General features: G+C 45.7%; 26 protein-coding genes. 19 read left to right on the forward strand and 7 right to left on the reverse strand.

The features are described 5' to 3' along the window. Positions 1-79: 79 nt before the first annotated feature. Positions 80-1,804, reverse strand: coding sequence for a protein kinase (locus ACHZC4_RS05255; protein ID WP_394752770.1), 1,725 nt, complete (start codon positions 1,802-1,804; stop codon positions 80-82). Between the two features lie 2 nt (positions 1,805-1,806). Then, positions 1,807-3,297 carry a NarK family nitrate/nitrite MFS transporter gene (locus tag ACHZC4_RS05260; RefSeq protein ID WP_394752771.1) on the reverse strand — a complete coding sequence of 497 codons (1,491 nt, stop codon included), beginning with the start codon at positions 3,295-3,297 and terminating at the stop codon, positions 1,807-1,809. Positions 3,298-3,645: 348 nt separating this feature from the next. Between ACHZC4_RS05260 and nirB the strand changes: the two genes are divergently transcribed. From nirB to rluB, 16 genes are all read left to right on the forward strand, one after another. Then, positions 3,646-6,183, forward strand: a complete 2,538-nt coding sequence (nirB, locus tag ACHZC4_RS05265; protein WP_394752772.1) for a nitrite reductase large subunit NirB — start codon at positions 3,646-3,648, stop codon at positions 6,181-6,183. Further along, positions 6,183-6,563: a nitrite reductase small subunit NirD gene (nirD, locus tag ACHZC4_RS05270; RefSeq protein ID WP_394752773.1), complete on the forward strand. Its 381-nt coding sequence runs from the start codon at positions 6,183-6,185 to the stop codon at positions 6,561-6,563. The genes nirB and nirD overlap by 1 nt, the downstream gene beginning before the upstream one ends. Further along, on the forward strand, positions 6,560-7,477 hold the full coding sequence (locus tag ACHZC4_RS05275; protein WP_394752774.1) for a PhzF family phenazine biosynthesis protein: 918 nt from the start codon (positions 6,560-6,562) through the stop codon (positions 7,475-7,477). The genes nirD and ACHZC4_RS05275 overlap by 4 nt, the downstream gene beginning before the upstream one ends. Positions 7,478-7,685: 208 nt before the next feature. Next, on the forward strand, positions 7,686-9,878 hold the full coding sequence (locus ACHZC4_RS05280) for a molybdopterin oxidoreductase family protein (RefSeq protein ID WP_394752775.1): 2,193 nt from the start codon (positions 7,686-7,688) through the stop codon (positions 9,876-9,878). Positions 9,879-9,952: 74 nt separating this feature from the next. Continuing rightward, the gene (locus tag ACHZC4_RS05285) at positions 9,953-10,198 is read left to right on the forward strand and encodes a type II toxin-antitoxin system CcdA family antitoxin (RefSeq protein WP_394752776.1); all 246 of its coding nucleotides are present in this window, start codon (positions 9,953-9,955) and stop codon (positions 10,196-10,198) included. After that, positions 10,198-10,515: a CcdB family protein gene (locus ACHZC4_RS05290; protein WP_394752777.1), complete on the forward strand. Its 318-nt coding sequence runs from the start codon at positions 10,198-10,200 to the stop codon at positions 10,513-10,515. The genes ACHZC4_RS05285 and ACHZC4_RS05290 overlap by 1 nt, the downstream gene beginning before the upstream one ends. Positions 10,516-10,657: 142 nt before the next feature. Continuing rightward, a complete protein-coding gene (locus ACHZC4_RS05295) occupies positions 10,658-12,559 on the forward strand; it encodes a DmsC/YnfH family molybdoenzyme membrane anchor subunit (RefSeq protein WP_394752778.1) in 1,902 nt (633 codons plus the stop codon). Between the two features lie 105 nt (positions 12,560-12,664). Beyond that, the gene (locus tag ACHZC4_RS05300; protein WP_394752779.1) at positions 12,665-13,216 is read left to right on the forward strand and encodes a DOMON-like domain-containing protein; all 552 of its coding nucleotides are present in this window, start codon (positions 12,665-12,667) and stop codon (positions 13,214-13,216) included. 5 nt (positions 13,217-13,221) lie between these two features. After that, positions 13,222-14,424: an exo-beta-N-acetylmuramidase NamZ domain-containing protein gene (locus ACHZC4_RS05305; protein ID WP_394752780.1), complete on the forward strand. Its 1,203-nt coding sequence runs from the start codon at positions 13,222-13,224 to the stop codon at positions 14,422-14,424. 155 nt (positions 14,425-14,579) lie between these two features. After that, complete coding sequence (locus ACHZC4_RS05310) at positions 14,580-15,200, forward strand: L-threonylcarbamoyladenylate synthase (RefSeq protein WP_394752781.1); 621 nt, start codon at positions 14,580-14,582, stop codon at positions 15,198-15,200. A 12-nt stretch (positions 15,201-15,212) separates the two neighbouring features. Further along, entirely contained in the window at positions 15,213-15,866 is a 654-nt protein-coding gene (locus ACHZC4_RS05315) for a site-2 protease family protein (RefSeq protein WP_394752812.1), read from the forward strand. Between the two features lie 80 nt (positions 15,867-15,946). Next, entirely contained in the window at positions 15,947-16,705 is a 759-nt protein-coding gene (locus ACHZC4_RS05320; RefSeq protein ID WP_394752813.1) for a segregation and condensation protein A, read from the forward strand. A gap of 14 nt (positions 16,706-16,719) precedes the next feature. Next, the gene (locus ACHZC4_RS05325; protein ID WP_394752782.1) at positions 16,720-16,926 is read left to right on the forward strand and encodes a type II toxin-antitoxin system HicB family antitoxin; all 207 of its coding nucleotides are present in this window, start codon (positions 16,720-16,722) and stop codon (positions 16,924-16,926) included. After that, positions 16,919-17,140, forward strand: coding sequence for a type II toxin-antitoxin system HicA family toxin (locus ACHZC4_RS05330; RefSeq protein ID WP_394752783.1), 222 nt, complete (start codon positions 16,919-16,921; stop codon positions 17,138-17,140). The genes ACHZC4_RS05325 and ACHZC4_RS05330 overlap by 8 nt, the downstream gene beginning before the upstream one ends. Before the next feature lie 81 nt (positions 17,141-17,221). Further along, a complete protein-coding gene (scpB, locus tag ACHZC4_RS05335; protein WP_394752784.1) occupies positions 17,222-17,842 on the forward strand; it encodes an SMC-Scp complex subunit ScpB in 621 nt (206 codons plus the stop codon). Between the two features lie 10 nt (positions 17,843-17,852). Further along, positions 17,853-18,716 (forward strand): 23S rRNA pseudouridine(2605) synthase RluB, encoded by an 864-nt coding sequence (rluB, locus tag ACHZC4_RS05340; protein WP_394752814.1) that lies wholly within the window; start codon positions 17,853-17,855, stop codon positions 18,714-18,716. Here rluB and ACHZC4_RS05345 read toward each other — a convergent pair. Then, positions 18,713-19,573, reverse strand: coding sequence for a GGDEF domain-containing protein (locus ACHZC4_RS05345; RefSeq protein ID WP_394752785.1), 861 nt, complete (start codon positions 19,571-19,573; stop codon positions 18,713-18,715). The genes rluB and ACHZC4_RS05345 overlap by 4 nt on opposite strands. A gap of 231 nt (positions 19,574-19,804) precedes the next feature. Then, positions 19,805-20,680 carry a protease HtpX gene (gene htpX / locus ACHZC4_RS05350; RefSeq protein WP_394752786.1) on the reverse strand — a complete coding sequence of 292 codons (876 nt, stop codon included), beginning with the start codon at positions 20,678-20,680 and terminating at the stop codon, positions 19,805-19,807. A gap of 127 nt (positions 20,681-20,807) precedes the next feature. On the opposite strand from htpX, the gene ACHZC4_RS05355 reads away from it, so the two are divergent. From ACHZC4_RS05355 to ACHZC4_RS05365, 3 genes are all read left to right on the forward strand, one after another. Further along, positions 20,808-21,920: a PQQ-dependent sugar dehydrogenase gene (locus ACHZC4_RS05355; RefSeq protein WP_394752787.1), complete on the forward strand. Its 1,113-nt coding sequence runs from the start codon at positions 20,808-20,810 to the stop codon at positions 21,918-21,920. Next, positions 21,920-22,525 (forward strand): NUDIX domain-containing protein, encoded by a 606-nt coding sequence (locus ACHZC4_RS05360; protein WP_394752788.1) that lies wholly within the window; start codon positions 21,920-21,922, stop codon positions 22,523-22,525. The genes ACHZC4_RS05355 and ACHZC4_RS05360 overlap by 1 nt, the downstream gene beginning before the upstream one ends. A 122-nt stretch (positions 22,526-22,647) precedes the next feature. Beyond that, positions 22,648-23,031 (forward strand): hypothetical protein, encoded by a 384-nt coding sequence (locus tag ACHZC4_RS05365; RefSeq protein WP_394752789.1) that lies wholly within the window; start codon positions 22,648-22,650, stop codon positions 23,029-23,031. Positions 23,032-23,264: 233 nt separating this feature from the next. On the opposite strand, the gene ACHZC4_RS05370 is transcribed toward ACHZC4_RS05365, so the two are convergent. The 3 genes from ACHZC4_RS05370 to ACHZC4_RS05380 are packed head-to-tail and all read right to left on the reverse strand — an operon-like array spanning position 23,265 to position 26,616. Then, entirely contained in the window at positions 23,265-24,842 is a 1,578-nt protein-coding gene (locus tag ACHZC4_RS05370; RefSeq protein ID WP_394752790.1) for a diguanylate cyclase domain-containing protein, read from the reverse strand. Between the two features lie 2 nt (positions 24,843-24,844). Continuing rightward, on the reverse strand, positions 24,845-25,255 hold the full coding sequence (locus ACHZC4_RS05375) for a hypothetical protein (RefSeq protein ID WP_394752791.1): 411 nt from the start codon (positions 25,253-25,255) through the stop codon (positions 24,845-24,847). 5 nt (positions 25,256-25,260) lie between these two features. Continuing rightward, complete coding sequence (locus tag ACHZC4_RS05380; RefSeq protein ID WP_394752792.1) at positions 25,261-26,616, reverse strand: hypothetical protein; 1,356 nt, start codon at positions 26,614-26,616, stop codon at positions 25,261-25,263. Positions 26,617-26,751: the final 135 nt, after the last annotated feature.

A 26,751-nucleotide genomic window follows, 5' to 3' on the forward strand; every position in this document is an offset into this window, starting at 1 on the left:
GCCATCTTGCAGATTTTGTTAGCTTATCTTTTAGCCCTCATTTGATGGCCTGTCAACCTCTTTAACCGTTATGAGCAGGCTATGGCGTTATTTGATAAAGCAATATTAAAATAATTATCAGCAGTAGTGCAGATAACCCCTGCCAAAATCGCAATGGATTACGCTGTATCAGTGGGATGAAATCTTCGGTGTGCATAAAGCTGGGATTGGGATTATTTAAGTCGTACAGAAATTCCGTCAATTCGTTATAACGGGTATGTGGCGTTATCGCCGTGGCTTTTTTTAGTGCGCCATCAATCCAGAGGGGAACCATAGGGTTATGATGAAAACTCGGCACATAGCGTAAGCTGGCTAAATAACCCTGGCTGGGTTTTTCTGGCATATCCTGGCTAAACGGTAAGCTGCCATTGAGCATTTCATAAGCAATCACTGCCAGAGAATATAGGTCAGATTTTACTGTACCGCGTTGTGCGCTGTGGTATTCGGGGGCGGTGTAATTCAGCGTACCCAAAATATTATCTTCGCTATCCGCATCTATAGGTAAAATTTCGGAGATACCGGCAATTTTTACCGAACCAAAATCGATAATTTTAACCACGCCGTTTTTGTCGAACATAATATTTTCCGGCTTAAGATCTTGGTGCAGCATCTCTTTACGGTGGAAAGCATGCAAGCCCTTGGCAATTTGTTCCACTATTTTTCGAACCGTTAAGATGTCGGCTTTGGGGTTAGCCGTTATCCATTCTCTTAAGGTGTGCCCTTCCAGATATTCGGTGACGTAATACACGCAGCTTTTAATACGGTCACTGCTGAGAACTTTAAGCACATTATCATGATTAATACGCTTTCCCGCCCATTCTTCATGCAAAAAATGCTCAATGAAATGAGTGTCGTCATCATAAAGTATGGAGGGTGTTTTTAGGATGACCTGCGTATGGGTGAGGGTATCCAAGGCGCGGTAAATTTGGGTACGCTTGCTGGCATGCAGTTCCGCTTCGATACGATAGCCATCCAGCAGCATACCCGACTGTAACGGCGGTGGAAACGGAAGATTGGCGTGGCGACGCAGGATTTCGTCTTCCTTGGCATCCGGTAAGCCTTCAACCCTGAGCAATTGGCAGGTCAGATTATCATCGCTGTTATTGGTCTTGGCCTGTTGCACAATGTTTGCAGCCAAAATGGACAGCTCGATGTTTTCGGCAAGTAAGTTCTTTAGGGTTTTATCGTCGATGAAATCGTGTATGCCATCTGTGGTCATCAAAAACAGATCATTTTTTTCCAGAGGCAGGGTTTTGTAATCCACTTCTAATCGGGGCTCTATGCCCATCGCACGGCTTAAGTAGTTTTTATCATGAGAAGCCCAGATACGATGGTCGCGGGTGATTTGTTCAAAATTGCCTTTCCGCACACGATAAATTCTGGAATCGCCAATATGAAAAATGTGTGCAGTGGTGGATTTCAAAACAATAATGCTTAAGGTGCTCACCATGCCTTTAGCTGATTGATAACGGATTTGGCCTTGGCTGTACAGCCATGAATTTGTGGCGGAAAGGATTTTTTGTCCAGCCTGCTTAACCGACCAAGTATCCGGTGTGCTGTAATAATCGCTAAGAAAACTGCCAACACAGGATTGGCTGGCCAATTTGCCGGCATCGCTGCCGCTCATGCCATCGGCAATGGCAGCAACAATGCCTTTGTGGGTCAGTTGCGGTTCGTCCGGCATGATAGCGCCGACAAAATCTTCGTTGTCGGCCTTTATGCCTTTATCGGTAGCAAAGCCAATGCTGGCTTTGAGTGTGGTCATTGTCAACTTAACTCAATCATTTCAATAGAACCATCTTCCAGCACTTCTGCCATGTGGCCTTGTGGTTCATCAATAAATTGCACGGCCAGTAATACCGTTACCGCTACCCCGCCCATTACCAAGAAAAAGATCGATGGCGTAACAAACGACAAGATAGTCAAAAACACCACCCCGCCAACATTACCATACGCCCCCACCATACCGGCAATCTGTCCGGTCATACGGCGTTTAATTAACGGTACGATAGCATAGACTGCACCGCAGCCACCCGACACAAAACAAGAGCACGACATCGTCAGCAACACCACCACAACGATCGGCCACTCGGCATCAATGGACGACATAATAAAATAACCCAATGCCATGCCGGCCATAAATACCGTCAGCGAAAACTTGCGGCCAAACTTATCGCTAAACCAGCCGCCCATAGGCCGCGCCACCAAGTTGATAAAGGCAAAACAGCCGCCTAACAAACCGGCTTGTATCATGGTAATGCCTTGCGTTTCATGAAAAGTTTCAAAAAAGAACATCGGCAACATTGATACGACAGCAAGCTCAGAACCAAAGGCAATCATATACGCCAAGTCTAAAATCGCCACTTGTTTAAACTTGTATTTATGAATCTCTTCGATAGGCTTTTGCAAATGCTCTTCGTTAATATGCACGATTTTGTACACGTTATAGGCAAACAAGCACCAGATAGCAATATGGATGAACACCGCTGTGGTAGCTGAGATCAGGCTTGTATAATTGGCGCCACCAAAAGCCGATACCTTCCAAGTGATCAAGCTTAATGCCGCATACAAAGGTATATTCATCAGCACATAAAAGAACAGATCCCAGATGCTGGATACTTCCATTGCACCGGCTTTTTTGGGTTTAAAATAAGTCGAGCCTTTCGGGGTGTCGGTCACACTAAAAAAATACACCACTGAATAGAGCAGGGCGATAACACCGGTGCAAGCAATGGCATAACGCCAGCCTTCATCGCCACCAAACATTAGCGCAAGCGATGGCAAGGCGATAGCGGCAGCGGCAGAACCAAAATTACCCCAGCCGCCGTAAATGCCTTCAGCAATACCAACCTGTTTGGCCGGAAACCACTCGCCCACCATGCGAATGCCGATAACAAAGCCCGCACCAATAAAGCCCATTAAAAACCGCGCTAACGCCAGCTCTTGAAAGTTAGTGGCGACCGCGAACATAAAGCAGGGGATACTGCCCAGCGCCAGCAAAGTTGAATAAGTGCGTTTAGGGCCGAACTTATCCACCAGAATGCCAATAATAATACGTGCCGGAATGGTCAACGCCACGTTTAAAATTAGGATGGTTTTGATTTCCGGCTGACTAAGATTAAGCGTTTTGGCAATCGACAGCATTAACGGTGCATGGTTAAACCACACGACAAAGCTGATAAAGAACGCTATCCAGGTCATGTGCAGGATTTTAATGTTCCCCGAAAACGAGAACAGGTTGAGTTTGGGTGATGACATGATGCGTTGCTCCATCAAATAAAAGTTACGTTATTTAGGTAAAAGCAATTGTTATGCCATATTAGTTGGGATGGGGTAATTTAAGAGTGGTGTTTATTTTGGGGCGTGTTTCTATAAGGATGGGGCAATAGATAGTCTGCAAAATTAGAGTGCTTCTATTAAGGTAGTAGCCGCTAGTCATCCGTTTTTTATGCACTATAAATGCACCCTGCGCACTGATTTAGTGCGCCAATACGCACAGCTTTTGTGCTCATTATTAAAAATGCGCTATAAATCAGTTTGTTGATTTTATGGCATACGAATTGCTTTATCTATAATAACGGAACAATCGAGTTATTGGGGTAGAGCATGAGTACAAAAAAGTCACTGGTCGTTATCGGAAACGGTATGGTAGGACAGCATTTCTTGGCCAGCTTAGTGGCCAGCCAGTGCAAAGACAGTTATCACATTACCACCTTCTGCGAAGAGCCTCGCGCCGCTTATGACCGTGTGCATTTGTCGGCGTTTTTTTCAGGTAAGACCGCAGACGATTTGTCTTTAGTAGAAGATGGCTTTTTTGCCGATAATAATATTACCCTGCATTTGGGTGACAAGGCTGCAAGTATCAATCGCAACAGCAAAACCGTTACTTCAGCCAAAGGTCTTACCATTGCTTATGACACATTGGTGTTAGCCACCGGCTCTTATCCTTTTGTACCGCCCGTGCCTGGGCATGACAGGCCGAATTGTTTGGTGTATCGCACTATTGAAGATTTGGAGGCGATGGCCAGTGCCGCCAAAACCAGCAAGGTTGGCGTGGTGGTCGGTGGTGGTTTGCTAGGGTTGGAAGCCGCCAAAGCGTTAACTGACTTGGGGCTAGAAACCCATGTCGTAGAGTTCGCCCCACGTTTGATGGCGGTGCAGTTAGATGAATTTGGCGGTGCCATGTTACGCCGAAAAGTGGAAGCTTTAGGCCTGCAAGTACATACCGGCAAAAATACCACCTTGATTACCGATGGCGAAACCTGCGTCAACAAGATGTGCTTTGCCGACGGCGAAGAGTTGGAAACCGATATTATATTGTTCTCAGCCGGTATCCGTCCGCGTGATGACATAGCCCGTGCGTGCGGCTTGGACGTAGGGCCACGCGGCGGCATTGTCATCGACAACCAATGCAAAACCTCCGACCCTGCCATCTATGCCATCGGTGAATGTGCGTTATGGAATGGCATGATCTACGGCTTGGTTGCACCTGGCTATGCGATGGCACGGACTGTGGTGGCTGATCTTGCCGGTGCAGAAGGTAGCTTTACCGGCGCAGACATGAGCACCAAATTAAAACTGATGGGCGTGGATGTCGCCAGTATCGGCGATGCCCATGCCAAATCGCAGGGCGCGTTGGTCTACACCTACCAAAACGGTGCGACTGAGGTTTATAAACGCCTGGTGGTCAGCCAGGACAAAAAGCAATTGCTGGGCGCAGTGTTAGTGGGCGATGCGTCTGGCTATGGTACGCTATTGCAATACTGTTTAAACGGTATCGAATTGCCGGAAAATCCCGATGCGCTGATTTTACCGCCACGCGGCGATGAATCGGTGGGCTTGGGGCCGGATGCCCTGCCGATGTCGGCACAAATCTGTTCTTGCTACGATGTAAGCAAAGGCGCAATCTGTCAGGCCATAGACGCAGGCGCTATTACCTTGGGCGCGTTAAAAGCGCAAACCAAAGCCGCGACCGGCTGCGGTGGTTGCGGGGCGTTGCTAAAATCCGTTATGGACTGCGAGCTGACCAAGCAGGGTATCGCGGTCAGCACCGATCTGTGCGAGCATTTTCCGTACACCCGCCAAGATTTGTATAATTTGGTGGTAGTGGAAAAAATCAAAACTTTTGATGAGCTGCTGGATAAACACGGCCACGGCAAAGGCTGCGAGATTTGCAAACCGACCATCGGTTCTATCCTGGCCTCGTATTGGAACGAGTATGTGCTGGCCAATGAACATTTAGGCCTGCAAGACACCAACGATACCTTTTTGGCCAATATGCAAAAAGACGGCACCTACTCGGTGGTGCCGCGCATTACCGGCGGCGAGATCAGCCCCGACATGCTGATTGCACTGGGGCAAGTCGGCAAAAAATACGCGCTGTATACCAAGATTACCGGTGGCCAGCGGGTGGACTTGTTTGGTGCCAGGGTCGACCAACTGCCGCATATCTGGAAGGAATTGATCGATGCGGGGTTTGAATCTGGGCATGCGTATGGCAAATCGCTGCGCACGGTAAAATCTTGCGTGGGTAGTTCGTGGTGTCGCTATGGGGTAGACGACAGCGTGGGCTTGGCGATAGAACTGGAAAACCGCTACAAGGGCTTGCGCTCGCCGCATAAGCTGAAATTTGCCGTGTCAGGCTGCACCCGCGAGTGTGCCGAAGCACAAAGCAAAGATATTGGCGTGATTGCCACCGAAAACGGCTGGAATATGTACGTATGCGGCAACGGCGGCATGAAACCGCGCCATGCTGATCTGTTCGCTACGGGTTTGGACAAGGCTACGCTGATTAAATACATCGACCGTGTGCTGATTTTTTATGTACGCACCGCCGCCCGCTTGCAACGCACTTCCGTCTGGATGGAAAATATGGAAGGTGGCTTGGATTATTTAAAATCGGTAGTGATTGATGATAAACTCGGCTTGTGTGAGCAACTGGAGCAGCAGATGAGCTATGTGATCGACACCTACCAATGCGAATGGAAAACCACCATAGCCGATGAAAACAAACTCAAACGTTTTCGGCATTTTATCAACAGCGACCAGCCCGACGACAACGTGGTGTTTGTCGAAGAACGCGGCCAGATACGTCCCGCCGATGAAGAAGAGCGCAAGCATTTTAAGATCATGGAGGTGGCTTGATGATGGCTTGGAAAGATGTGTGCAGCAGCGATGATTTGCAGCCGGATTCAGGCGTTTGCGTGTTGGTTGCAGGCCAGCAGGTGGCACTCTTCTACATGCCGAAAGAAGCCGTTGTGTATGCTATCGGCAATTATGACCCTATTGGTAAAGCCAATGTTTTATCGCGCGGCATTATAGGCGATGTGAAAGGTGAGCCAGTGGTGGCATCGCCGTTATACAAACAGCATTTTAGTTTGATTAGCGGTGTCTGTGTTGAAGACGAACAGATTGCCGTGCCTGTGTATCCGGTACGCATACAAAATGGCAGGGTAGAAATCCAGGTAGCGCTATCGGTTAACGGTGAGATGAAAGCATCTATTGACGAAGAGGCCAGCGCATGAAAATCGACTACTACATCGCCGATGTGTTCACCACGCAACTGTTTAACGGGGCGCAAATAGCGGTATTTCCTTACGCCGACGGCTTAAGTGACGCCACCATGAAGTTGCTGGCCAGAGAGTTGAATTTATCGGAAACGGTTTTTGTCTTTCATCCAGACGCTAGCGACAATACCCGCAAGATGCGCGTATTTACCCCTAAAAAGGAAGTAGATTTTGCTGGGCATCCTATTATTGCCACTGCTTATGTTTTGGGTTTGTGTGGCGATATTGCCTTAACAGGGAAGATTACAGATATTGTTTTGCAACAGAATGTCGGGGCGATTGCCGTCAGTATTACGGCGGTTGATGGCAAACCTAGCTTTGTGCAGTTTGCCCGTAAAGTAACTTCGATTATCGACCGTTTTGCACCCACCGATGATGAATTGTCCAGCTTTCTAGGCATCAAGCAATCGGAACTGGATCATAAAAAATATTCACCGCGTTTAGTGTCGTGCGGATTTCCGTATTTGATCGTGCCGGTGTGGAATTACGATTCTGTCCGGCATGCCAAATTTAACAGCGCGGCGTGGGGTCAATCCATCGCTCCACAAACCGCCGCGCAGGAGATTTTGTTGTTCGCACCAAAAACACCGTTTACCGATTCTGATTTTAATGCGCGTTTGCTAGGGCCACACATTGGTCTTTATGAAGATCCACCGATAGGATCTGCCATGCCAGCATTTGCATCGTACTTGTGCTCATTTGAGCAGACCCAGAAAGGCACGCATGTGTATGCGGTGGATCGGGGCGATGCCGAGAGTCGGCGCAGTGTGATTAATCTGGAAATGGATAATAAAGGCCTTGAGGAATTAGCCTTACGGGTGGGTGGTTCGGCGGTGTTGTTTGCTCAGGGAGCGATTGATTTGCCGGATTGATTGCAAAAGCCTTGTCCACGAAAAACACGAAAGGCACGAAAAAAACAAGAGCTATTTACTTGTGTTCGGCCAAATATAATCAGATGTACTTGAGTTTTTAACGCTTTTTATAGCGTTTATATCTTTTGATTTTTTTCGTGTTTTTCGTGGACAAAATAATATTTAATTAATCTTCATTTGGTTTCTAATACCGTGGACGAATAAACCTATGCTATTTGGACGCTACAAAAAAAATCCCATCAAAATGGCCGACAAGGGTGTGGTCGACTGGACGTATTCAACCTGCGGCTATTGCTCTACCGGCTGTTCGATTGAAATCGGCACCAATGCACTCGGCAAACCGGTTGCCTCACGGGGCGTAGGTGGCGCGGATGTTAACCGTGGCAAACTGTGCCTGAAAGGCATTTTTGAATACGAGGTTTTTGAAGCGATAGGCCGCGCTTCCACCCCCTTAATCCGCGACCATATCCATGAGCCGTATGCAGTAAGTGCATGGGATCCGGCACTGGATAAAATGGCCTCGGAAATCAAGCGCATTCAGGCGACGTATGGACGAGATTCCTTTGCGGTAGTATCGACTGGCCAAATCCTTACCGAAGAATTCTATACCCTCGGCAAGTTGGTGCGTGGCGCAATCGGTACCAATAACTACGATGGCAATACCACCTTGTGCATGGCCTCGGCAGTATCCGGCTATAAACGCTCGTTCGGTTCCGATGGCCCGCCAGGTTGCTATGAAGATTTTGAACACACCGATTGTTTGATTGCCTGGGGTTCCAATCTGCCGGAACAACACCCCATTATCTACTGGCGCATGAAAGATGCCATGGAAAAAAGACCCTTTCCGCTCATCGTGGTTGACCCCCGCGTGACCATTTTTGCCCAAAATGCCGACATCCATTTGCCGATTACCCCAGGCACCGATGTCGTCCTGCAAAATGCTTTGATTCACGTCATCCTCAAAGAGGGCCTGGAAGACCGCGATTACATCAACGCCAACACCACCGGCTTTGACGAGCTGGCCAAGGAAGTCGAAAACTACGACCCCACCAGTGCAGCGAAAATCTGTGGTATAGACGAAGATACCATCCGCACGGTGGCGCGCCTGTATGCTAAAGCCAATCGGGCAATGAGCATCTGGACGATGGGCATCAACCAAAGTACACACGGTTCCGATGGCGTGGTGGGCATCAACAACTTGAATCTGGTCACTGGAAATATCGGCAAACCGGGTGGCACCAGTTTGTCGATTACCGGCCAATGCAATGCGATGGGTACACGCGAGTGGTCGTCGTGTTCTGGTTTGCCGGGCTACCGCGCGTTGGAGAAAGCGGAAGACCGTGAGGAGATCGCCAAGTTTTGGGGTATTGATCCTGAATTCTTTCCCAAGAAGCGCGGCTTAACTGAAACCGATATTTTCCCCGCGATAGAAACCGGAGAAATCAAAGGACTCTGGCTGGTGGCCACCAATCCTATGACTTCAATGGCCAACACCGCACGTATCCGAAAAACTCTGGAGAAGCTGGAGTTCTTGGTGGTGCAAGATGCTTATACCGATGTGGAAACCGCCCAATATGCCCATGTTTTTTTACCGGCAGGGATATGGGCAGAGAAGGAAGGCGTGTTTACCAATACCGAACGCCGCGTTAATATCACACGGCAAGTAACGCCGCCGTTTGAAGATTCTAAATCGGATATGCAGATTTTTAACGAATTGGCTAAACGGTTTGATAACGGCCAGATCATTAAATTTCCTGAACGCCCCGTCGATGTGTTTGAGGAGATGAAGACGTTATCCAAAGGCCGTTTGTGTGATATTTCCGGTATGAGCCATGATCTGATCGAGCAAGAGCGCGGCATCCAATGGCCGTACACAGAAGAGCAGGCGGCGCAAGGTGAAAAAGGTACACAGCGCTTGTACACGGAATCGGCAACTTTTTGCTATGCCAATGGCCGGGCAAAATTGATTCCCTTGCCGTTTATCAACAATAACGAAGTGCCGGATGAACAGTTTCCGTTTTGGCTGAATTCTGGTCGCTTGGTGGAGCATTGGCATACCCGCACCAAAACCGGCAAGATCGGCAATAACAACAAGTTCAGCCCGATACCGTTTATGGAAATGAGCCCAGATGCCGCGCACGAACTGGGCATTAAGCACCAGTCTTATGTGCGTGTCACTTCCAGGCGTGGTGATGCGGTAGTGATGGTGATGCTGACCCATCGCGTACCCAAGAACATGGTGTTTATCCCGTTTCATTTTTATGATTGCGTTAACCGTTTAACCTTGGGATTGCTGGATCCGCATTCCAGGCAGCCGGCTTTTAAGCAATCGGCAGTGGCTATTGAGCAGGTGGATCAGGATTATGCAGCGCAGTTGAGTAAGGAATCGCGGACTTATTAATGGTTGCGCATATTGATAAGCATTAATGATGCGCATATAATAGGCGCATTATTAATCCATCTAGGAGTTATGCCATGCAAGCATTATATGATATATCCGCAGCCAAAAAACCGACGAACGTAAGTGTAAACAGCGACTTAATAAAAAAGGCTAAAGCCTTGAACATTAATTTGTCGGCTGCAATGGAACAAAAGCTTATTGAATTGATCAGGCAACAACAAGCATCCGATTGGTTGAAGGCCAATCGGACGGCAATTGCAAGTTATAACCAAGAGGTTGAAGAACAAGGTGTATTTTCTGACGAATTGCGGAGTTTTTGATGGCGCAATTCGATGTGTACGAAAACAAGCATCCAAAAACCAGACGCTTAGTCCCTTATTTGCTGGATGTGCAAAGTGACTTGTTATCTGATTTGGCGACTACAGTTGTTATACCCTTGTGCCTTGCGGCGGGCGGTAATCCATCGTCAATGACGCGGCTTATGCCCCGTTTGGAGATTAAAACCGAGTATTATTTAGCATTAACGCCACAGCTTGCTGGGATAAGCCGAAAAGAATTGGGGGCTGTCGTGGATAATGTTTCAGCTTATAGAAATGACATTATTGGCGCACTGGATTTTTTGATAACGGGCATTTGATATGTCTGCCTAAACAACGGGGACGGTGTATGAACGCAATAAAGACAGATTTGTAGGTTGGGATGATGCAAGGAATCCCAACGAAACAGCGCACCAAATATTGGGGTTTGTTACCTCACCCCAACCTACATTAGGATAGATTATGTTTGAACCACGCCCCGACGAACCCTTATACGCTTTTTTAAGAGACCAGATTAACGAAGAGCAAAACCGCTACGGCCAAAAAATAGAACTAACCGAACCCGACAGCGATTTGCGTTGCAAAAGCTTGAACATCAACGGCGATACGGCGATTGGTGAAAACCCCAACCGCTACAAACAGCACGGCTTTTATTTTAATTCCGACAACTGTATCGGTTGCCATGCCTGTGAATCGGCGTGTAGCGAAAAGAACGACGTGCCCGCGCACATTGCGTTTAGGTCGGTGGGCTTTGTTGAAGCAGGTACGTACCCGGATTATCAACGTACCAATATATCAATGGCCTGTAACCATTGCGATGATCCGGTTTGCTTAACGGGCTGTCCCACCCGCGCCTATACCAAATTTGCCGAATACGGTGCGGTGTTGCAAGACCCTGATATTTGCTTCGGTTGTGGCTATTGTACGTGGGTGTGTCCGTATAATGCGCCGCAACTTGATCCGGTAAAAGGTGAGGTCTCCAAATGTAATATGTGCGTAGACCGCTTGGAAGTCAACCTGAAACCTGCCTGTGTTGCGGCGTGTTTGGGCAATGCCCTGGATTTTGGTGTCATCGAAAATATTCCTGAAAACCGCATCCAGGCAAAAACTGAAATTCCAGGTTTTCCCAGCACAGATATTACTCACCCCAACATCCGTTTTCAGAACACGCATAACACGCACCGGGAAGTGACCCGCACCGACGACATGCCGCTGAAATACCACCGCGATGACGAGCTAGGCAAATTTAAGCCAGTGGTCGATGAAAAACAGGGCAGGGAACAGCACTGGAATTTCCGCAAACTACTGACCAGCCACGAAAGCGCCCACGTGCTATTTACTTTGTGCACACAAGCGACCATCGGTGCATTTTCCATGCTAATGCTGGGTAACTGGTTGGGGATTGATGCCATTGTTGCACTAAAAAATTCCAACGCATTTGTTCCGTTAATTTTGTTGATATTTGCCGTCAGCACGTTCGGCTTGTTTAAACTGAACATGCACTTGGGCAAGCCGCACCGGTTCTATCGGGGCTTTAATAACCTAAAATTATCACCGGTCAGCCGTGAGATTGCAGGGGTTTCGATGTTTTATACGGGGCTTTTAGGCTACGTGGTGTTTGGCTTATGGAATGTGCCCTTGTTAAATGCCATTGCTAATGTCTTTGCTTTTGTTGGCGTGTTGAGCGGGGCTATTGGCTTGTATTACATGTACAAGCTGTACCGTATTCCGGCCAGGCCATTCTGGAATCATTGGCAAACCGGTAGCGCATTTGTGGGTACTATGCTCAGTTTTGGCGCGTTGTTGATTGCGGTTGTCAGTGTTGCTCTTCTGCCATTGGTTGGTAGTCAGGGATTGTTACAGGGTTTGGCGGCAATCATTGCTATTGGTCTAGCTGTTGAAGGCTACGGGCATATTGCCCACGCCCGTGATATGGAGGGTGCTAGCCACGAAGGTGCAGCATCTTATTATCAGCAAGTCACTACGTATGGGAAATCTTATAAGCTGCGAAATGCCTTGTTAGCTTTTAATGTGGCTTTGGTAGCGGCTATTGCTGTAATGGGTTTGTCAGGGCTTATTGGTTATTTGGCTGGATTAGTCTTGGTAATATCTATGCTGGTGATGGCGGCATTTGGTCGATCATTATTCTTTGTATTGGTAATCCCCACCACTATGCCAGGTGCGTTCTTCTGGAAAAATCAAGGTTTTGTCGACCATGCCAGAGCCACTGGGTTAGCCGATGCCCCGCAACACGGCGTAGCTTATGAAAGGCATCATGCGTTTAAGATGGATGAGCTGATTAAAACCATTAAGGAAACTTCTGTTAAAGAAATACTCGAGCATGTGAAGGGAATATTCTCGTAACAAAAAAACTATTGTCGGTTTTTTTGTTAAAATAACGGGTAAAACAATACGCAAATAGTTTGAAGGTATACACTTTAGCTATTGCCTTCACTTTACTTTTGCCCGATGATAAATCATATCCTTACCTGCCATCCAGCTGTGGATTGCCCACCTGAAGGGCAGGTATCCGCTACAATAAAAGTTTTACCTGCCCACAGCCTAGTTTTAAGCTATTGTTTACAAAGTAATTTACATCATTTAAGCATCCCTGAAAAACAGCGTCCTGCGAGTGTTGATGGCTTATGGAAGCATACCTGCTTTGAAGTTTTTATTGCCATAGAAGGTGATTCACGCTATCAAGAATTTAATTTTTCCCCATCTGGGCAATGGGCAAGTTATTTGTTCAACGATTATCGGGAACGGCGTGATTGGCATTCAGATCATGTTTATGCGCTTAATGTGGAGCAAACTGAGACCGATTTACAGCTAAATGTCATTATTCCTTTTAGCGAATTACCCCTGATAGATAATAGTAAAACGCTTCAGATAGGTTTAACGGCTGTTCTTGAAGCCAAAGATGGCAGCCGATCCTATTGGGCATTGCATCACCCTGCTGATGAACCGGACTTTCATCATCGAGCAGGCTTTGTTTATACAATTGAACCACACTTTTTTTAGATACTATGAAATTTGGCATAGACCGATTACTTGAAGATTCTACGTTGCGTTTGCCGTTGGTAGGTAAGCGCGTTGCTTTATTGGCACATCCTGCGTCAGTCACCCAGGATTTAACCCATTCGCTCGATGCACTGGCAAGCTTGTCAGACATTACCTTGAGTGCGGCGTTCGGCCCACAGCATGGGCTACGCGGTGACAAGCAAGATAATATGATGGAATCAGCGGATTTTATCGATCCTGTGCTGGGGATTCCAGTATTCAGCTTATACGGTGAAGTACGCTACCCCACCGATGCTATGATGGATACGTTTGATGTCCTGTTGGTTGATTTACAGGATTTGGGCTGTCGTATCTACACCTTTATCACCACCTTGCGCTATGTGTTGGAAGCCGCTGCCAAGCATAACAAACAGGTGTGGATACTAGATAGGCCTAATCCGGCGGGTCGTCCCGTAGAAGGCTTTACCTTGCGTGCAGGTTGGGAAAGTTTTGTCGGCGCAGCTGCTATGCCTATGCGCCACGGCTTAACGATGGCAGAGTTGGCAAAGTGGTTTATTAACACCTTGGCGCTGGATGTCGATTGCCAGATTATTGCGATGGAAGGCTGGCAACCCAATACAGCGCCCGGTTACGGTTGGCCATTGGGTGAGCGGGTGTGGATTAATCCCAGCCCTAATGCGCCTAATTTAGGGATGGCACGTTGTTATGCCGGAACAGTCATGCTGGAAGGGGCAACGCTTTCTGAAGGGCGTGGTACAACGCGGCCGTTGGAGCTGTTTGGTGCGCCGGATATTGATGCAGGGCGCATCATTAAAACCATGCGCGACATGGCGCCGCAGTGGTTGCAGGGCTGTCGATTACGTGAATGCTGGTTTGAACCCACTTTTCATAAACATGCGCACCAGCTTTGTGCGGGGGTACAAATTCATGTTGAGGACAGTGCTTACGATCATGACGCCTTCCGTCCGTGGCGCTTACAGACCTTGGCTTTTAAAGCGATACGTACCCTACAGCCGGATTATCCGTTGTGGCGTGATTTTCCGTATGAATACGAACTGGATCGTTTGGCGATTGATGTGATTAATGGCTCGCCATTATTGCGTGAGTGGGTAGATGATGCACAGGCCACCCCTGAAGATTTGGAAGCTCTTGTTCAAATTGATGAGAAAGCCTGGGAAGAACAGAGGCGGGCATTTTTGTTGTACTAGCCTGAGGAGTAATCTTGGTTTGCCGGGAATATCTATCAACGGGATGTTATCGGCCTTTTGAGGTTGAACAACGCGAAATGTTTTTGATGGCTTACAAGACTAGACAATGATATGCGTTATAATGCCCTTGTTTTTGTTGCTGTAGGATGCAGTAAATGGCTCAATTTTTTCAAATACATCCGGAAAATCCACAGTTGCGTTTGATACATCGCGCTGTGGAGATACTCCGTAATGGCGGCGTTATTATTTATCCCACCGATTCATCTTATGCGCTGGCTTGTCAGGTAGGCGATAAAAATGCTTTGGACAAAATACGACGAATCAGGCAGCTGAACGATAAGCATGACTTTACCTTGCTATGCAAAGACTTGGCTCAAATATCCATGTTTGTCAAACTAGGCAACGATGCGCATCGCTTGATTAAAGCCTTAACACCTGGGCCATTCACCTTTATTTTGGATGCAACCCGAGAAGTGCCGCGCAGATTGCAGCACCCCAATAAAAAAACCATTGGTGTGCGTATTTCCAGTCATCCGATTGCCCAAATGTTAGTTGCGGAGCTGGATGATCCTATCTTCACCTCTACTTTGGTTATGCCTGGCGATACCGATGCGATGAGCGATCCTTACGATATTAGGGAAAGACTGGAACATGAAGTGGATTTGATCATTGATGCAGGTATTATTCCTTTTGAATCTAGCACGATGATTGAATTTACTAAAACAGGCCCGGAAATTATTAGACAGGGCATCGGTTTAGTGCCGATGTTGGACTAATTAGGATAATATATAATGGATGAATTATCGTTATTGCAGCGCATAGTTGTTTGGATTTTGCCGGTTATTTTTGCCATTACCGTGCATGAGGTTGCACACGGTTGGGTGGCTAAACGTTACGGTGATAATACAGCATCACTGCTGGGACGGTTGACGCTTAATCCCATCAAACATATGGATCTTGTCGGTACGCTTATTTTGCCCGGCATATTATTGTTGACGGGCACTGGTTTTATTTTTGGCTGGGCTAAGCCGGTACCGGTAGACGCTCGTAACTTTAAAAACCCGCGGCATGACATGGCTATAGTGGCTTTAGCTGGACCGGTTGCAAATTTGTTGATGGCATTGGGCTGGGCGTTATTGGCGCGAGTGGGCGTTACTGTAGGGATAGAAAGTATCTCTATGCCGCTTATTTATATGGGGATTGCTGGAATATCCATTAATTTGGCTTTAGCATTGTTGAATTTGTTACCTATTCCGCCGTTAGATGGCAGCCGTATTTTGACCGGTATTTTGCCCAATAGATTGGCCTGGCAGTATAACCAGTTAGAACGTTATGGCTTTATTATTCTGCTCGTATTACTGTATACCAAAGTGCTGAATGTGATTTTAGAATACCCGATGTACGTTGCTCAAAACCTGTTTATGTCAATTGCCGGGCTATAATTTTTTATTAAATTGTGACTGATTCTATCGCTGAAAGAGAGCTTATCGAGCAAATACCCGCATTATCGCCCGTGTACGCGATGGTGAATGGTGAACCGTTTGCGCAACTTCCGGATGATCTTTACATTCCTACCCATGCGTTGGAAGTCTTTTTAGAATTGTTTGAAGGCCCACTGGATTTGTTGCTGTACTTAATAAAGCGACAAAATCTGGATATTGTTAGTATTCCCATCGCGCAAATTACCAAACAATACATCCATTATATTCAAATCATGGAGCATTTGAATTTGGAAATGGCCGCAGAATATCTGGTTATGGCGGCGTTATTGGCAGAAATAAAATCCAAAATGTTATTGCCAAGACAAATTGATGCTGAAGGTGAGGAAGAGGATCCGCGTGCCACCTTAATTCGTCGATTGCAGGAATATGAACTCATTAAACACGCGGCAGAAGACATGGATTTAATGCCACGTCTGGAGCGTGATGTGTTTTCCATTGATGTTGATACTTCCACGCTTACCGTAATCAGGCCATTACCGGATATTCAACTGAAAGAAATGCTGTTGGCGTTTCAGGATGTGCTAAAAAGAGGCGATCTTGTGAGTCACCATCATATCAGTCGAGAGCCGTTATCGGTGCGGGAGCGTATGAGCAGTATCTTGGACAGCCTAAGAGGTGTGGATGATATGCTATTTTCGCAATTATTCCTGAAAAAAGAAGGCCGAAGCGGCGTTGTGGTGTCGTTTTTAGCTATCTTGGAATTGAGTAAAGAGCGCCTGATTGAAATTATTCAGCTGGAACCGTTTTCGGAACTGCGCGTTAAAACATTGTTAAGCTAACTTTGAGAAAACTAATGGAACTGTCCGCAATATTGATTCCTGCACCTGAAGGTGGGTACGTTGCTTTAAATCCTGAAACGGGTACTACAACGCAAGGTGAGAACATCGAAGAAGCCCTTGTAAATTTGCAAGAAGCGACTGAACTTTACCTAGAAGAGTTTCCGCTAATTCTTTCTGGGCGTTCGTTACTGACCACCTTCCAAGTTGCCACACATGCCTAAGGTACCTGTTATTTCAGGTGCAGAAGCTATTCGAGCTTTGCAATACCTTGGGTTTGTTGTAATCCGTCAACGAGGCAGCCATATTATTCTTCGTAGAGGTTCTCAAGGTTGTGTTGTCCCCAATCACCATGAGATTAAAGCAGGGACTTTGGCTGGCCTGCTCAAACAAGCCAGTGTTTCTATTGATGAGTTTATTAATGCACTTAACGCATAAACTAGAGAAGGAATGATAAGGGCGTATTATGGTTATTTGTATCACTTTATCGACAGTTAGTGCAGGCACTGGGAAGCTAGCGTGGACATAAAACACGTTGTTGAAGCCATTTTGTTTGCCGCGCAAAAGCCAATGACACTTAAACAGATTCAACAGGTATTTCCTGAAATTGAACAGCCGGAACTGGATGACATACAATTTGCAATTGAGGCGATAAGTATTGAATATCAACCGCGCCCGATTGAATTAAAACTCGTTGCCAGTGGTTATCGTTTTCAGGTTAAACCGGCATTATCGCATTGGGTGTCGCGGCTGTTTGAAGAAAAACCGCCGCGCTATTCGCGGGCACTGTTAGAAACATTGGCGATTATTGCCTATCGGCAACCGGTAACGCGCGGTGATATTGAAGATATTCGCGGCGTCAGTGTCAGTTCCAGTATTATCCAAACCCTGCTCGAACGCGAGTGGGTACGGGTGGTAGCGCACAAAGAAGTGCCAGGCAGACCAGGTTTATACGGCACTACCAAACAATTTCTTGATTATTTCAATATATCGTCATTAAATGAACTACCGACTATGCAGCAGATAGTCGATCTTGATGTATCAGTAGACCCACAACCCATGCAGGTAAAGAGTGAAGAGCAGGAAACCGAACAAAGCGACATCGAAACCAGAGAACTCGCGTCAGAAACCCTCGACTGACGGCAAAGCCATTGCCGTAACTGAAAAAAAAAGCACTGATGCAACTCAGGATGTCGGTGAGCGCATCCAAAAAGTGCTAGCGCGCGGTGGGGTCGGATCGCGTAGGGAGATTGAAGTCTGGATCGGTGAGGGCAGGTTAAAGCTAAACGGCGTCGTGGTAAAATTGGGTGATCGCTTGAATACCGGTGATCATCTATTGCTAAATGATCGTTTGGTTAACTGGCAAAAATTTGCTATCCAGCCGACGCGCGTGTTGCTGTATCACAAGCCTGCCGGTGAAGTGGTAACGCGGCGCGATCCACAAGGTCGGCCTATTGTGTTTACTCAGTTACCCAAGCTATCAACCGCGCGTTGGATTGCTGTTGGACGCTTGGATATCAATACCTCAGGCTTGTTGCTGGTGACTAATAATGGCGAATTGGCCAATCGATTAATGCACCCTTCGTCACAAATTGAGCGTGAATATGCGGTACGGGTATTAGGCGATATTCCGGATGCTACGCTTGAAAAACTCAAAAAAGGCGTGGAACTTGAAGACGGTATTGCCAAATTTGACGACATTAAGTTTTATGCCGGAGAAGGGGCTAACAAATGGTATTACGTCACCGTCAGCGAAGGCCGCAACCGGTTGGTAAGACGTTTGTGGGAATCACAAGCTATCGTAGTCAGTCGTTTAATTCGGGTGCGTTATGGGCCGATTGTGCTGCCAGAGCGGCTGAAAAACCATTCCTTTTATGAAGTGACCGATAAAGAGCTGGATTTATTGTTTGAATTTGCAGGTCTTGATAGAAAAGAAACCGAAAAGCTTGATAAAGCCCAGTTTACTAAACCGGTTAGGCCTACTAAGCCTAAACAGCATACCCATAAGCCTTAATAAGCTAATACGACCTGATTTCTGCCTTTCCCTTTGGCTTTATACATGGCGTGATCGGCACGCTTGATAAAAGTATCAAAACTATCATCGCTATGCAAGGTACTGACTCCAAGGCTAGCGGTGACTTTAATGGGCTTCATATCGTAAACCAGAATATTACATTCAATGGCTGTGCGAATTCTTCTGGCCAACAGCTCAGCGTTTTCCAAATCCATCTGGCTAACTAAAATGACAAATTCTTCACCCCCAAAACGGAATATGGTGTCACTTTTACGCAGAGTTTCTTTAATTAATCTAGCCACGGCAACTAACGTACTGTCCCCGCAATCGTGTCCGTATTGATCATTAATGTCTTTAAAATGGTCAATATCCAAAAAAATAATCGATAAATCTGTACCGTTTAACTTCGCTGAATTCATTTCACGTTTAACGGTATCATTAAAAGACACGCGGTTAAGGGTTTGCGTTAACTGATCAGTCGCAGCCATTTTTAATGCCTGATGATACAGCGTGGTATTTTTCAATGGGTAGAGCAATAGGCACAACAGGTTTTCCAGTAGATCAAGCTCTTCATCAACAAATTTATGGTTACGCATTAACGTGAGCTCACCAAGTTCTTGGTCGCCAGCTTTAAGTGCATAACTACAAGAATATTTGCTCACCACACCCTGATTGATTTCCATATCAAAAAGTGTATTGCTGTAAGCATACGCATTGTGCGGAATTAGGCTGTTAATCTTGCTGCTGAAAATAGTCAGTAATTTTTTGAATTCCAGTGTGGTTTGTAAGGCGTTGCTCAACTCAAAGCGTTGCGCATCAACCGTATAAGTTGATTGAAAATCGCTGTCGCTTACCACTACAAGATTTTGCGATTTTATGTTAATGACGAAGCCCCTTTAATTATTGTGCCAATTGCTACACATTAAATATAGCAAACTATACGCAATAGAAAAGGTAATATTACCTAATTATATTTATTGTAAAATATTTATCAGTATGTCAGGGCTTGGCTGTAAAGTGTGCGCTAATGTTGCGTTCATCGGAAAGAAGCCGGACAGAACAGCTCTGTCCGGCTTTATCGGGAGTATTTAATTGTTGCGTTGTAAGGCGGCAATACGCTCTTCTAACGGCGGATGACTCATAAATAATTTATTAAATGTAGCGCCATTAATGCCGAAAGCAGCGAATTGTCCAGGTAAATCGGCTGTTTCATGACCTCTTTGCAAAGCACGTAGCGCATTTACCATTTTGTCACGCCCAGCCAGTTTAGCCCCACCGGCATCGGCTTTAAACTCACGACGACGCGAAAACCACGCCACCAGCATGGAGGCTAAAAAGCCCAAGGCGATTTGCGCAGCCATTTGCACAATGTAATAGCCCATGCCTTGGCCGCGCTCATTTTGAAAAACAGTACGGTCAACCACATGGCCGATAATGGTAGCAAAAAAGTACACGAAAGTATTGACCACCCCTTGCATTAACGCCATGGTCACCATGTCGCCATTGGCAACGTGGGTGATTTCATGGCCAATGACGGCTTCAACTTCATCAGGCGTCATACTGTGTAATAAGCCTGTGCTGACAGCAACTAGGGCGCTATTTTTGTTCATCCCCGTGGCAAAGGCGTTAGGTTCGGGGGTATTAAAAATGCCTACTTCGGGCATACCGATACCGGCTTGCCGGGCTTGTCTGGTGACCACTTCCACCAGCCATTGTTCGGTCTGGTTTTGCGCGCGATCAATAACCTGTACGCCCATTGCCCTTTTTGCCGACCATTTAGACATGGCCAGCGATATTAAAGAGCCGGTTACGCCAATAACAGCCGACATGATTAACAATGCCGTCAGGTTAAGATTGACGCCTTGTGCATCAAGGACGCCGCCTAAACCTAAAATATTGAAAACAATACTAATAACAACCATTATTGCAATATTGGTTGCCAGAAAAAGAATGATACGCATCATGATTGAATCCTCGTTAAGTTAATGTGTCGTAAAAGCGTGGCTTAATAAAAGTCAGGTAATATTCAAACGCTCCTTAGGGTAATAATGGGGGCACAAGTTTATTTATGAAAGACACGGTGTATATTTTATGAAAACAATAATGTTTGCCCTGCTTTTATTTAACACAAGTTTACTTTCAGCACAACCTAACACGCATCAAGAGCTGATAAAGCAGCTGCACACGCCTGAAGGTTTTTCGCTATCTGTATACGCTGATAATTTACCGGGCGCCCGCAGTTTGGCATTAGGCGATAATGGCGTGATTTTTGTGGGTACCGGGCGAGAAGGTGATGTTTACGCCATTCAAGATAGCAATGCCGATGGTAAGGCTGATAAGCGTCATCTTATTGCCACAAAACTCTTAATGCCTAACGGCGTAGCTTACAAAGAGGGTGCGCTATATGTAGCAGAAGTGAATCGTATTAGTAAATACGAGCATATTATGGATAACTTAGCGCATCCGCCTAAGCCAGTAGTGATTTATGACCAATTGCCCTCAGATACTCACCATGGCTGGAAATATTTACGTTTTGGTCCAGATGGCAAGCTTTATACAGCGGTCGGTGCGCCGTGTAATATCTGTAAGCCAAAGGATGCTATTTATACCTCATTAGTGCGTTTAAATGCCGATGGCGGTCATTTTGAAATCCTGGCGGTAGGGATTCGTAATACCATGGGGTTTGATTGGCAACCCGATACTAATATGCTGTTTTTTACCGATAACGGCCGTGATAATTTAGGCGATGATGTGCCTCCTGATGAGCTGAACCGCTGGTTAACTATCGGTGAACATTTTGGTTTTCCGTATTACCATGCGGGAGACATTGCCGACCCTGATATTTTGACCGATAAAAAACCGCAGCAATTTAGCCCGCCCGCATGGAAATTTAAAGCCCATGTTGCGCCTTTAGGGGCACGGTTTTACCGTGGCGATCAGTTTCCGGTACAGTATAAAAATCAGTTATTTGTGGCGCAGCATGGCTCATGGAACCGCAGTAAACCCGATGGTTACCGTATCGCATTGATAAAGTTCAAGCACGATCAGCCAGTTGCAGAAGAAATTTTTATTGACGGATGGTTGGATAAAAATGATAAAGTCTTAGGCCGACCAGTCGATGTGCTAGAAACGTCAGATGGTAGTTTGTTAATCAGTGATGATCGGCTGGGTGTTATTTATCAAGTGAAATACACAGGAAAGTGATGAAAAAACAGTTTGAAATTCTCGATAAGGATATTGTTTATAATGGTTTTTTTCGTATGGAGAAATACCGGTTAAAACACACGTTATACGCCGGGGGCTGGAGTGAGGAAATCAGCCGCGAGTTATTTGTGCGGGGCAGTTGTATCGCTGTTCTGCTTTACGATCCGGACGCTGATAAAGTGGTACTGATTGAGCAGTTTCGAGCCGGCGCCATGATTGTGCCTGAACGAGCCTGGCTGGTTGAGATTGTCGCAGGCGCTATTGAAGACGGTGAAACGGCGGAAGAAGTCGCTTACCGGGAATCAGTAGAAGAAGCCGGCTGTGAAATACAGGAATTGATCACTATTAATGAGTTTTATACCACGCCTGGCGGTGCATCCGAACGTATTACCTTGTTTTGCGGCAAGGTCGACAGCACCCATATCGGTGGTGTGCATGGCTTGGATGAGGAGCACGAAGACATTTGGGTGCGCACCGTTAGTTTTGAAGACGCTTATCACATGGTACAGATTGGCGAAATTGAATCGGCTATTCCTATTATTGCGATTCAATGGCTGGCGCTTAATAGAGAACAGTTGCGCCAGTTGTGGGTAAGCGCTCAGTAGCGGTTTAACGCATGTTTCATCAGTTTGATAAGGCTAGGTCTGTTTAGTCAGATCCCTGAAAAGTCGTCAGCAGGTGTGATATATTGAGGTTTCCAATAATAAAATTAAAAGGCAAGTTATTTATGCTACTAAGAACAACACTGATTTTTTTATTCATGACTTTTGCTGTCAATGCTGAAGTTAAATTAACTGAAAACGATATTTTAGGTCTTTGGAAAATCGATTCTGAATCTGCAAATAGTGACGGCACTCATGCTAGAAAATTGAATTCGACGTGGGAGTTTCTTAAAGATGGCGTGATGGAAGGTATTACCATTGATTCTGACCCTAATGCACGTTCCCCCGAAATGCGTGCGAGTATTAAGTATTCGGTTGAAGATGGCAAAATAATTAAACAAACCATGCCTGGACGATCAAAAATGGAAACCTGTACCGCTGTTGAAAAAACCGATCAGAAAATGACGCTGGAATGCAGCAATATGTATTATTTTATGAGTAAAAAATAGTTTTATCGGCTAAGCGAGGTGAAGGTTGCTCTTTATTGCTTTCTATTGGCTATCAGTGACAGATATTGGATAGGCTGGTGATTTGATAAGACGGGCTACCTATTTAAGCGGGACATCCGTTCGCTCCGAGCTTGTCGAAGGGTCTGTGGTTCATGGTTCGACAAGCTCACCACGAACGGTTTTATTTAAAGTTGTCCCGTTGTTAGGCGTTTTTTGCCAGGATGTATAACGCTTTAGTTTTTTACCATAAACCCATTTTTACCCCGGCGTTTGACTTCATACATGGCTTCATCGGCTGCTTTAAGTAAACTGGCAGTGTCGTTGCCGTGGAGTGGATAGCTTGCAATGCCAATACTCACCCCAATCGATACCGTTGTATGAGCATTTAACGCAATAGGCACTTGAATAGCCTGAATAATTTTTTCAGCGATAGTGTGCTCTACATGTTTAGTTTCGCATTTGTTAAGTACGATCAAAAATTCATCGCCGCCTAAACGCGCCACAATATCGTTGCTTCTGACATTATTTTTAAAACGCTTTGCGATTTCTATCAAGACAAGATCACCGGCATCATGGCCATGAGTATCATTAATAGCCTTAAAACCATCCATATCTAATAACAAAATTGCGACCGGAAACGTGAACCCTGAGGTAAGTAACGCTTTAAGTTTTGCTTCTGCTACAGGTCGTCTTAGCAAACCTGTCAGGGTGTCGTATTCAGCCTGATAACGCATGGCTTGTTCGTCCACTATGCGTTTGGTAATATCAAAGACCACGCCTTCAAAATGATATTGATTATCAGGGTCTGCAATTTTTGATAATAAACAATGAATCCACAGCGGTTCTTGTCCAGGCGCTATCTGTAATAAAAAATCTTTAGTTTCCAGTTGTTCAGACTGTAACGCATCGTGCAACATTTGTTGTACGTGGTGTGGATGTTCAAAAAACAGCTCAGCAAAGTCCTGACCTATAATGTGGTCGCTGGCAAGTGGGTGTTTGTTTAATACTTTCGTTAACGTTGGGTTGCAGGTTAACAGTTTGCCGTGGTGATCAAGTTGAAACAAGCCAGCGCTGGATGATTCAAAAATAGTGCGCAATTTTTTTTCAATGTGTTCAATTTTTTCCCGTAGCGTTTGTTCATTGGCAAACTTGGTTTCCAGTACATCCAGCAACTTGTTAATATCGCGTACTAATCGTCCCAGCTCATCATCTTTGTTTTTAAGTAAAGGCACCAGGCGATTTTGTTCGCCGGCACTGATCGCATGTAAGCTATCGGAAACCACTGTTAAAGGCCTTGCCAAGCGGGCTCTTACTACAAACAAAATAAGGCCGGTCGTTAAAGCAATCAGCAGAAAAGAATTGATGGCATTCATAACAGCACTGTGTTCCGCTTCTTCCAGGCTGTAATAGGCTTCAGAGTCAACGGTGATTGCCCCCACTATTTCCTGCTTGTCAAACGGGGAGGACAGCTTACGGGTGATCGCAAAGCCAAGCCCTCCAGGTGTATGACGTTCATTTTCCAGCAGTAAGCCCTGCTCAGTCTGAATACGTACTTTATGGACAATATCGTTACGTAATAAGCCATTGATAACATCTAGGGCAATTTGCTGATTATTGCTGTAGCTGGCAATAGCCGCGGTGTATTCAATCGTGTCCAGTAATTGGTTAATCATAACTTCGGTTTTATTACGCGAGCGTGATAATTCCGTCATAAAAGAGACAAGGGCGGCAATTATTGCAAAGCTAATGGCGACGCTTAAAACGGAGATGGCGATTTTGCGGTGCAGGCTTCTAAAACTTTTTTGGGCCATGATTATTTTAAAATCAGTAAAACGTGTACGTGTTTATTTATATTGGCTTTATTGATATAACCAATCGCACCTTCATTTTCTGTAATGGCTTTAATGACGGAGCTATCATCGGGCAATATCATCGGTGGGGATGATTGGCCGCTGAACATGATGCGTGCCCAATACGCATTGATTTGCGCAATCGGTTTTGTGGTTAATTTTTCATAAAAATCAGAACGCAGGCTTGCTTGATCTATAGGTAAAGCTATTTTTCCATCAGGAAACGCGTGTTTTCGCCCCATATAAATATCTTGCACTTGATTAGGCAGCAGCGTTTTTGCATGATTTTTGCGGTTGCCAATGATAGCCAGCTCTTCTGCTTGCAGGCTGATGCTGAAGAGGGGCAGTAAGAAGGCTAGGATAATTTTTTTCATCGCCATTAGAAGATAAAATCAACACCAACAGAAAACACGTTAACGTGATCTGGATATAAAGTGCTTGGGCTTGTTACCCAGGTTCTATCGCCTTTTCTGCCGAGCCAAAAATGGCTCCACTGCGCCTTAAATGCCATATTGGTATAAAAATCCCAACGCAAGCCAGCTGATATTGACTTTTCATCAACACCGTTGCCGTTGATGGCCATATCTAATAAATTGTATGCCGTGTTAAATTCGTCAATGCCACTGGGTGGGCGGGGGATTGAAATGGGTTTGTTTAGGCTCTTGGCAATGCCGAACAGGGAATACAGGGTGACTGTTGAAAAGCGTCTGCCAATATTAAGGTAGCCACTGGCTTGGTCCGGATACCAGATAGTATTCGTTTCAGTATAAGACGCTTCGGCTTGCGCTAGCCAGATGCCATCATCATAAGTTGTACCTATAGAAGCATAATTCACCTGCTTGCCTTTTATAAATATATTAGGCAGAACGCGGCTTATGCCTGGCCAGAAGGAATTTAAAGTTTCATAACTTGCAGGATTTATGAATTGTTCAACGGGAAGGTCGGTATTTTTGTAATGTCCAAAGGGTATTTCCGCTAGCATTTCCAGATGGGCATAACTCAGTTTTACACGCCAATCATTCTTTTCAAATTGGATATTGCCGCCAAAGTTTAAGGAGTCTTGTTCAAATAAAATATCCAGCGATGTCGGCAGTTGATTTGACGAATAGCCACCAAACGCTTTCAGTGATAAAAATCCACCGTCAATTTCAAATTTTTTAGTGATATCAATGCCATCGAAATGATAATAAGGCTGGTTGGCATAAAATTCATGCGGCGGCCGAATCCACGGGTAGGCGTAACTGACGTTACGATAGTCTGATAACATGAATACATCGGCACCTAAACGGCCAACACGCAACGTGAGGTCGGGTTGAATATTCCAGTTAAGGAAAGCCCAGTCCAGGTTTTGTTCAAAAAAATTGCCGGCATGGTCTCTGGCAACCCATTGTATGGTTGCATTGAATGTATCGGTAAATTTGGCATTGATTTGGATGCCCAGCCGCGAGTCGTTGGTAATATCCCAGGCTTCGCGCGTGTTTTTACTTTTGGTAATATCGCGTCTAAAACCTACCAGATCGGAGTCAGTTCCTGTTCCGGCTAGTGTTCCGAAGCCTTTGATTGAAAATATAGACGGCTTATCTTCGGCTGTTGTAATAGGTGTATGCAGAAAGCTGAGGCAAATACACAATAGCTTTCCGTGCGCCTTTAAAGTGGACTTTTTAAAAATCGTCATTTCCAACAAAATCGTGTGTTGATGGTTTTGCCAGCGTTTGCTGTATTTAAATAAAAGCACATTGCGTAGGGTTCTTTGAAGTACTGGCTAGTATGGTCAAAATATAGACCATAAATTTTTAAGCCATCAGATGATTTAACTTGTGAGGGCGGATTTTATGAATTGGATGTGCTTGTAGCAGGGTGGAATGGCTTT

The sequence above is a fragment of the Crenothrix sp. genome, assembly GCF_043729335.1.
Taxonomy (GTDB): Bacteria; Pseudomonadota; Gammaproteobacteria; order Methylococcales; family Methylomonadaceae; genus Crenothrix.

What these genes read in the sequence shown, in the direction of transcription:
- ACHZC4_RS05275 (WP_394752774.1), top strand. Translation starts at nt 6,560, where the DNA reads ATGAAAATCGACTACTACATCGCCGATGTGTTCACCACGCAACTGTTT.
- ACHZC4_RS05310 (WP_394752781.1), top strand. Translation starts at nt 14,580, where the DNA reads ATGGCTCAATTTTTTCAAATACATCCGGAAAATCCACAGTTGCGTTTG.
- ACHZC4_RS05365 (WP_394752789.1), top strand. Translation starts at nt 22,648, where the DNA reads ATGCTACTAAGAACAACACTGATTTTTTTATTCATGACTTTTGCTGTC.
- ACHZC4_RS05375 (WP_394752791.1), bottom strand. Translation starts at nt 25,255, where the DNA reads ATGAAAAAAATTATCCTAGCCTTCTTACTGCCCCTCTTCAGCATCAGC.
- ACHZC4_RS05320 (WP_394752813.1), top strand. Translation starts at nt 15,947, where the DNA reads ATGGTGAATGGTGAACCGTTTGCGCAACTTCCGGATGATCTTTACATT.
- nirD (WP_394752773.1), top strand. Translation starts at nt 6,183, where the DNA reads ATGATGGCTTGGAAAGATGTGTGCAGCAGCGATGATTTGCAGCCGGAT.
- ACHZC4_RS05295 (WP_394752778.1), top strand. Translation starts at nt 10,658, where the DNA reads ATGTTTGAACCACGCCCCGACGAACCCTTATACGCTTTTTTAAGAGAC.
- ACHZC4_RS05280 (WP_394752775.1), top strand. Translation starts at nt 7,686, where the DNA reads ATGCTATTTGGACGCTACAAAAAAAATCCCATCAAAATGGCCGACAAG.
- ACHZC4_RS05305 (WP_394752780.1), top strand. Translation starts at nt 13,222, where the DNA reads ATGAAATTTGGCATAGACCGATTACTTGAAGATTCTACGTTGCGTTTG.
- ACHZC4_RS05260 (WP_394752771.1), bottom strand. Translation starts at nt 3,297, where the DNA reads ATGTCATCACCCAAACTCAACCTGTTCTCGTTTTCGGGGAACATTAAA.
- nirB (WP_394752772.1), top strand. Translation starts at nt 3,646, where the DNA reads ATGAGTACAAAAAAGTCACTGGTCGTTATCGGAAACGGTATGGTAGGA.
- ACHZC4_RS05360 (WP_394752788.1), top strand. Translation starts at nt 21,920, where the DNA reads ATGAAAAAACAGTTTGAAATTCTCGATAAGGATATTGTTTATAATGGT.
- ACHZC4_RS05300 (WP_394752779.1), top strand. Translation starts at nt 12,665, where the DNA reads ATGATAAATCATATCCTTACCTGCCATCCAGCTGTGGATTGCCCACCT.
- ACHZC4_RS05330 (WP_394752783.1), top strand. Translation starts at nt 16,919, where the DNA reads ATGCCTAAGGTACCTGTTATTTCAGGTGCAGAAGCTATTCGAGCTTTG.
- ACHZC4_RS05370 (WP_394752790.1), bottom strand. Translation starts at nt 24,842, where the DNA reads ATGGCCCAAAAAAGTTTTAGAAGCCTGCACCGCAAAATCGCCATCTCC.
- ACHZC4_RS05325 (WP_394752782.1), top strand. Translation starts at nt 16,720, where the DNA reads ATGGAACTGTCCGCAATATTGATTCCTGCACCTGAAGGTGGGTACGTT.
- ACHZC4_RS05290 (WP_394752777.1), top strand. Translation starts at nt 10,198, where the DNA reads ATGGCGCAATTCGATGTGTACGAAAACAAGCATCCAAAAACCAGACGC.
- ACHZC4_RS05355 (WP_394752787.1), top strand. Translation starts at nt 20,808, where the DNA reads ATGAAAACAATAATGTTTGCCCTGCTTTTATTTAACACAAGTTTACTT.
- ACHZC4_RS05285 (WP_394752776.1), top strand. Translation starts at nt 9,953, where the DNA reads ATGCAAGCATTATATGATATATCCGCAGCCAAAAAACCGACGAACGTA.
- htpX (WP_394752786.1), bottom strand. Translation starts at nt 20,680, where the DNA reads ATGATGCGTATCATTCTTTTTCTGGCAACCAATATTGCAATAATGGTT.
- ACHZC4_RS05255 (WP_394752770.1), bottom strand. Translation starts at nt 1,804, where the DNA reads ATGACCACACTCAAAGCCAGCATTGGCTTTGCTACCGATAAAGGCATA.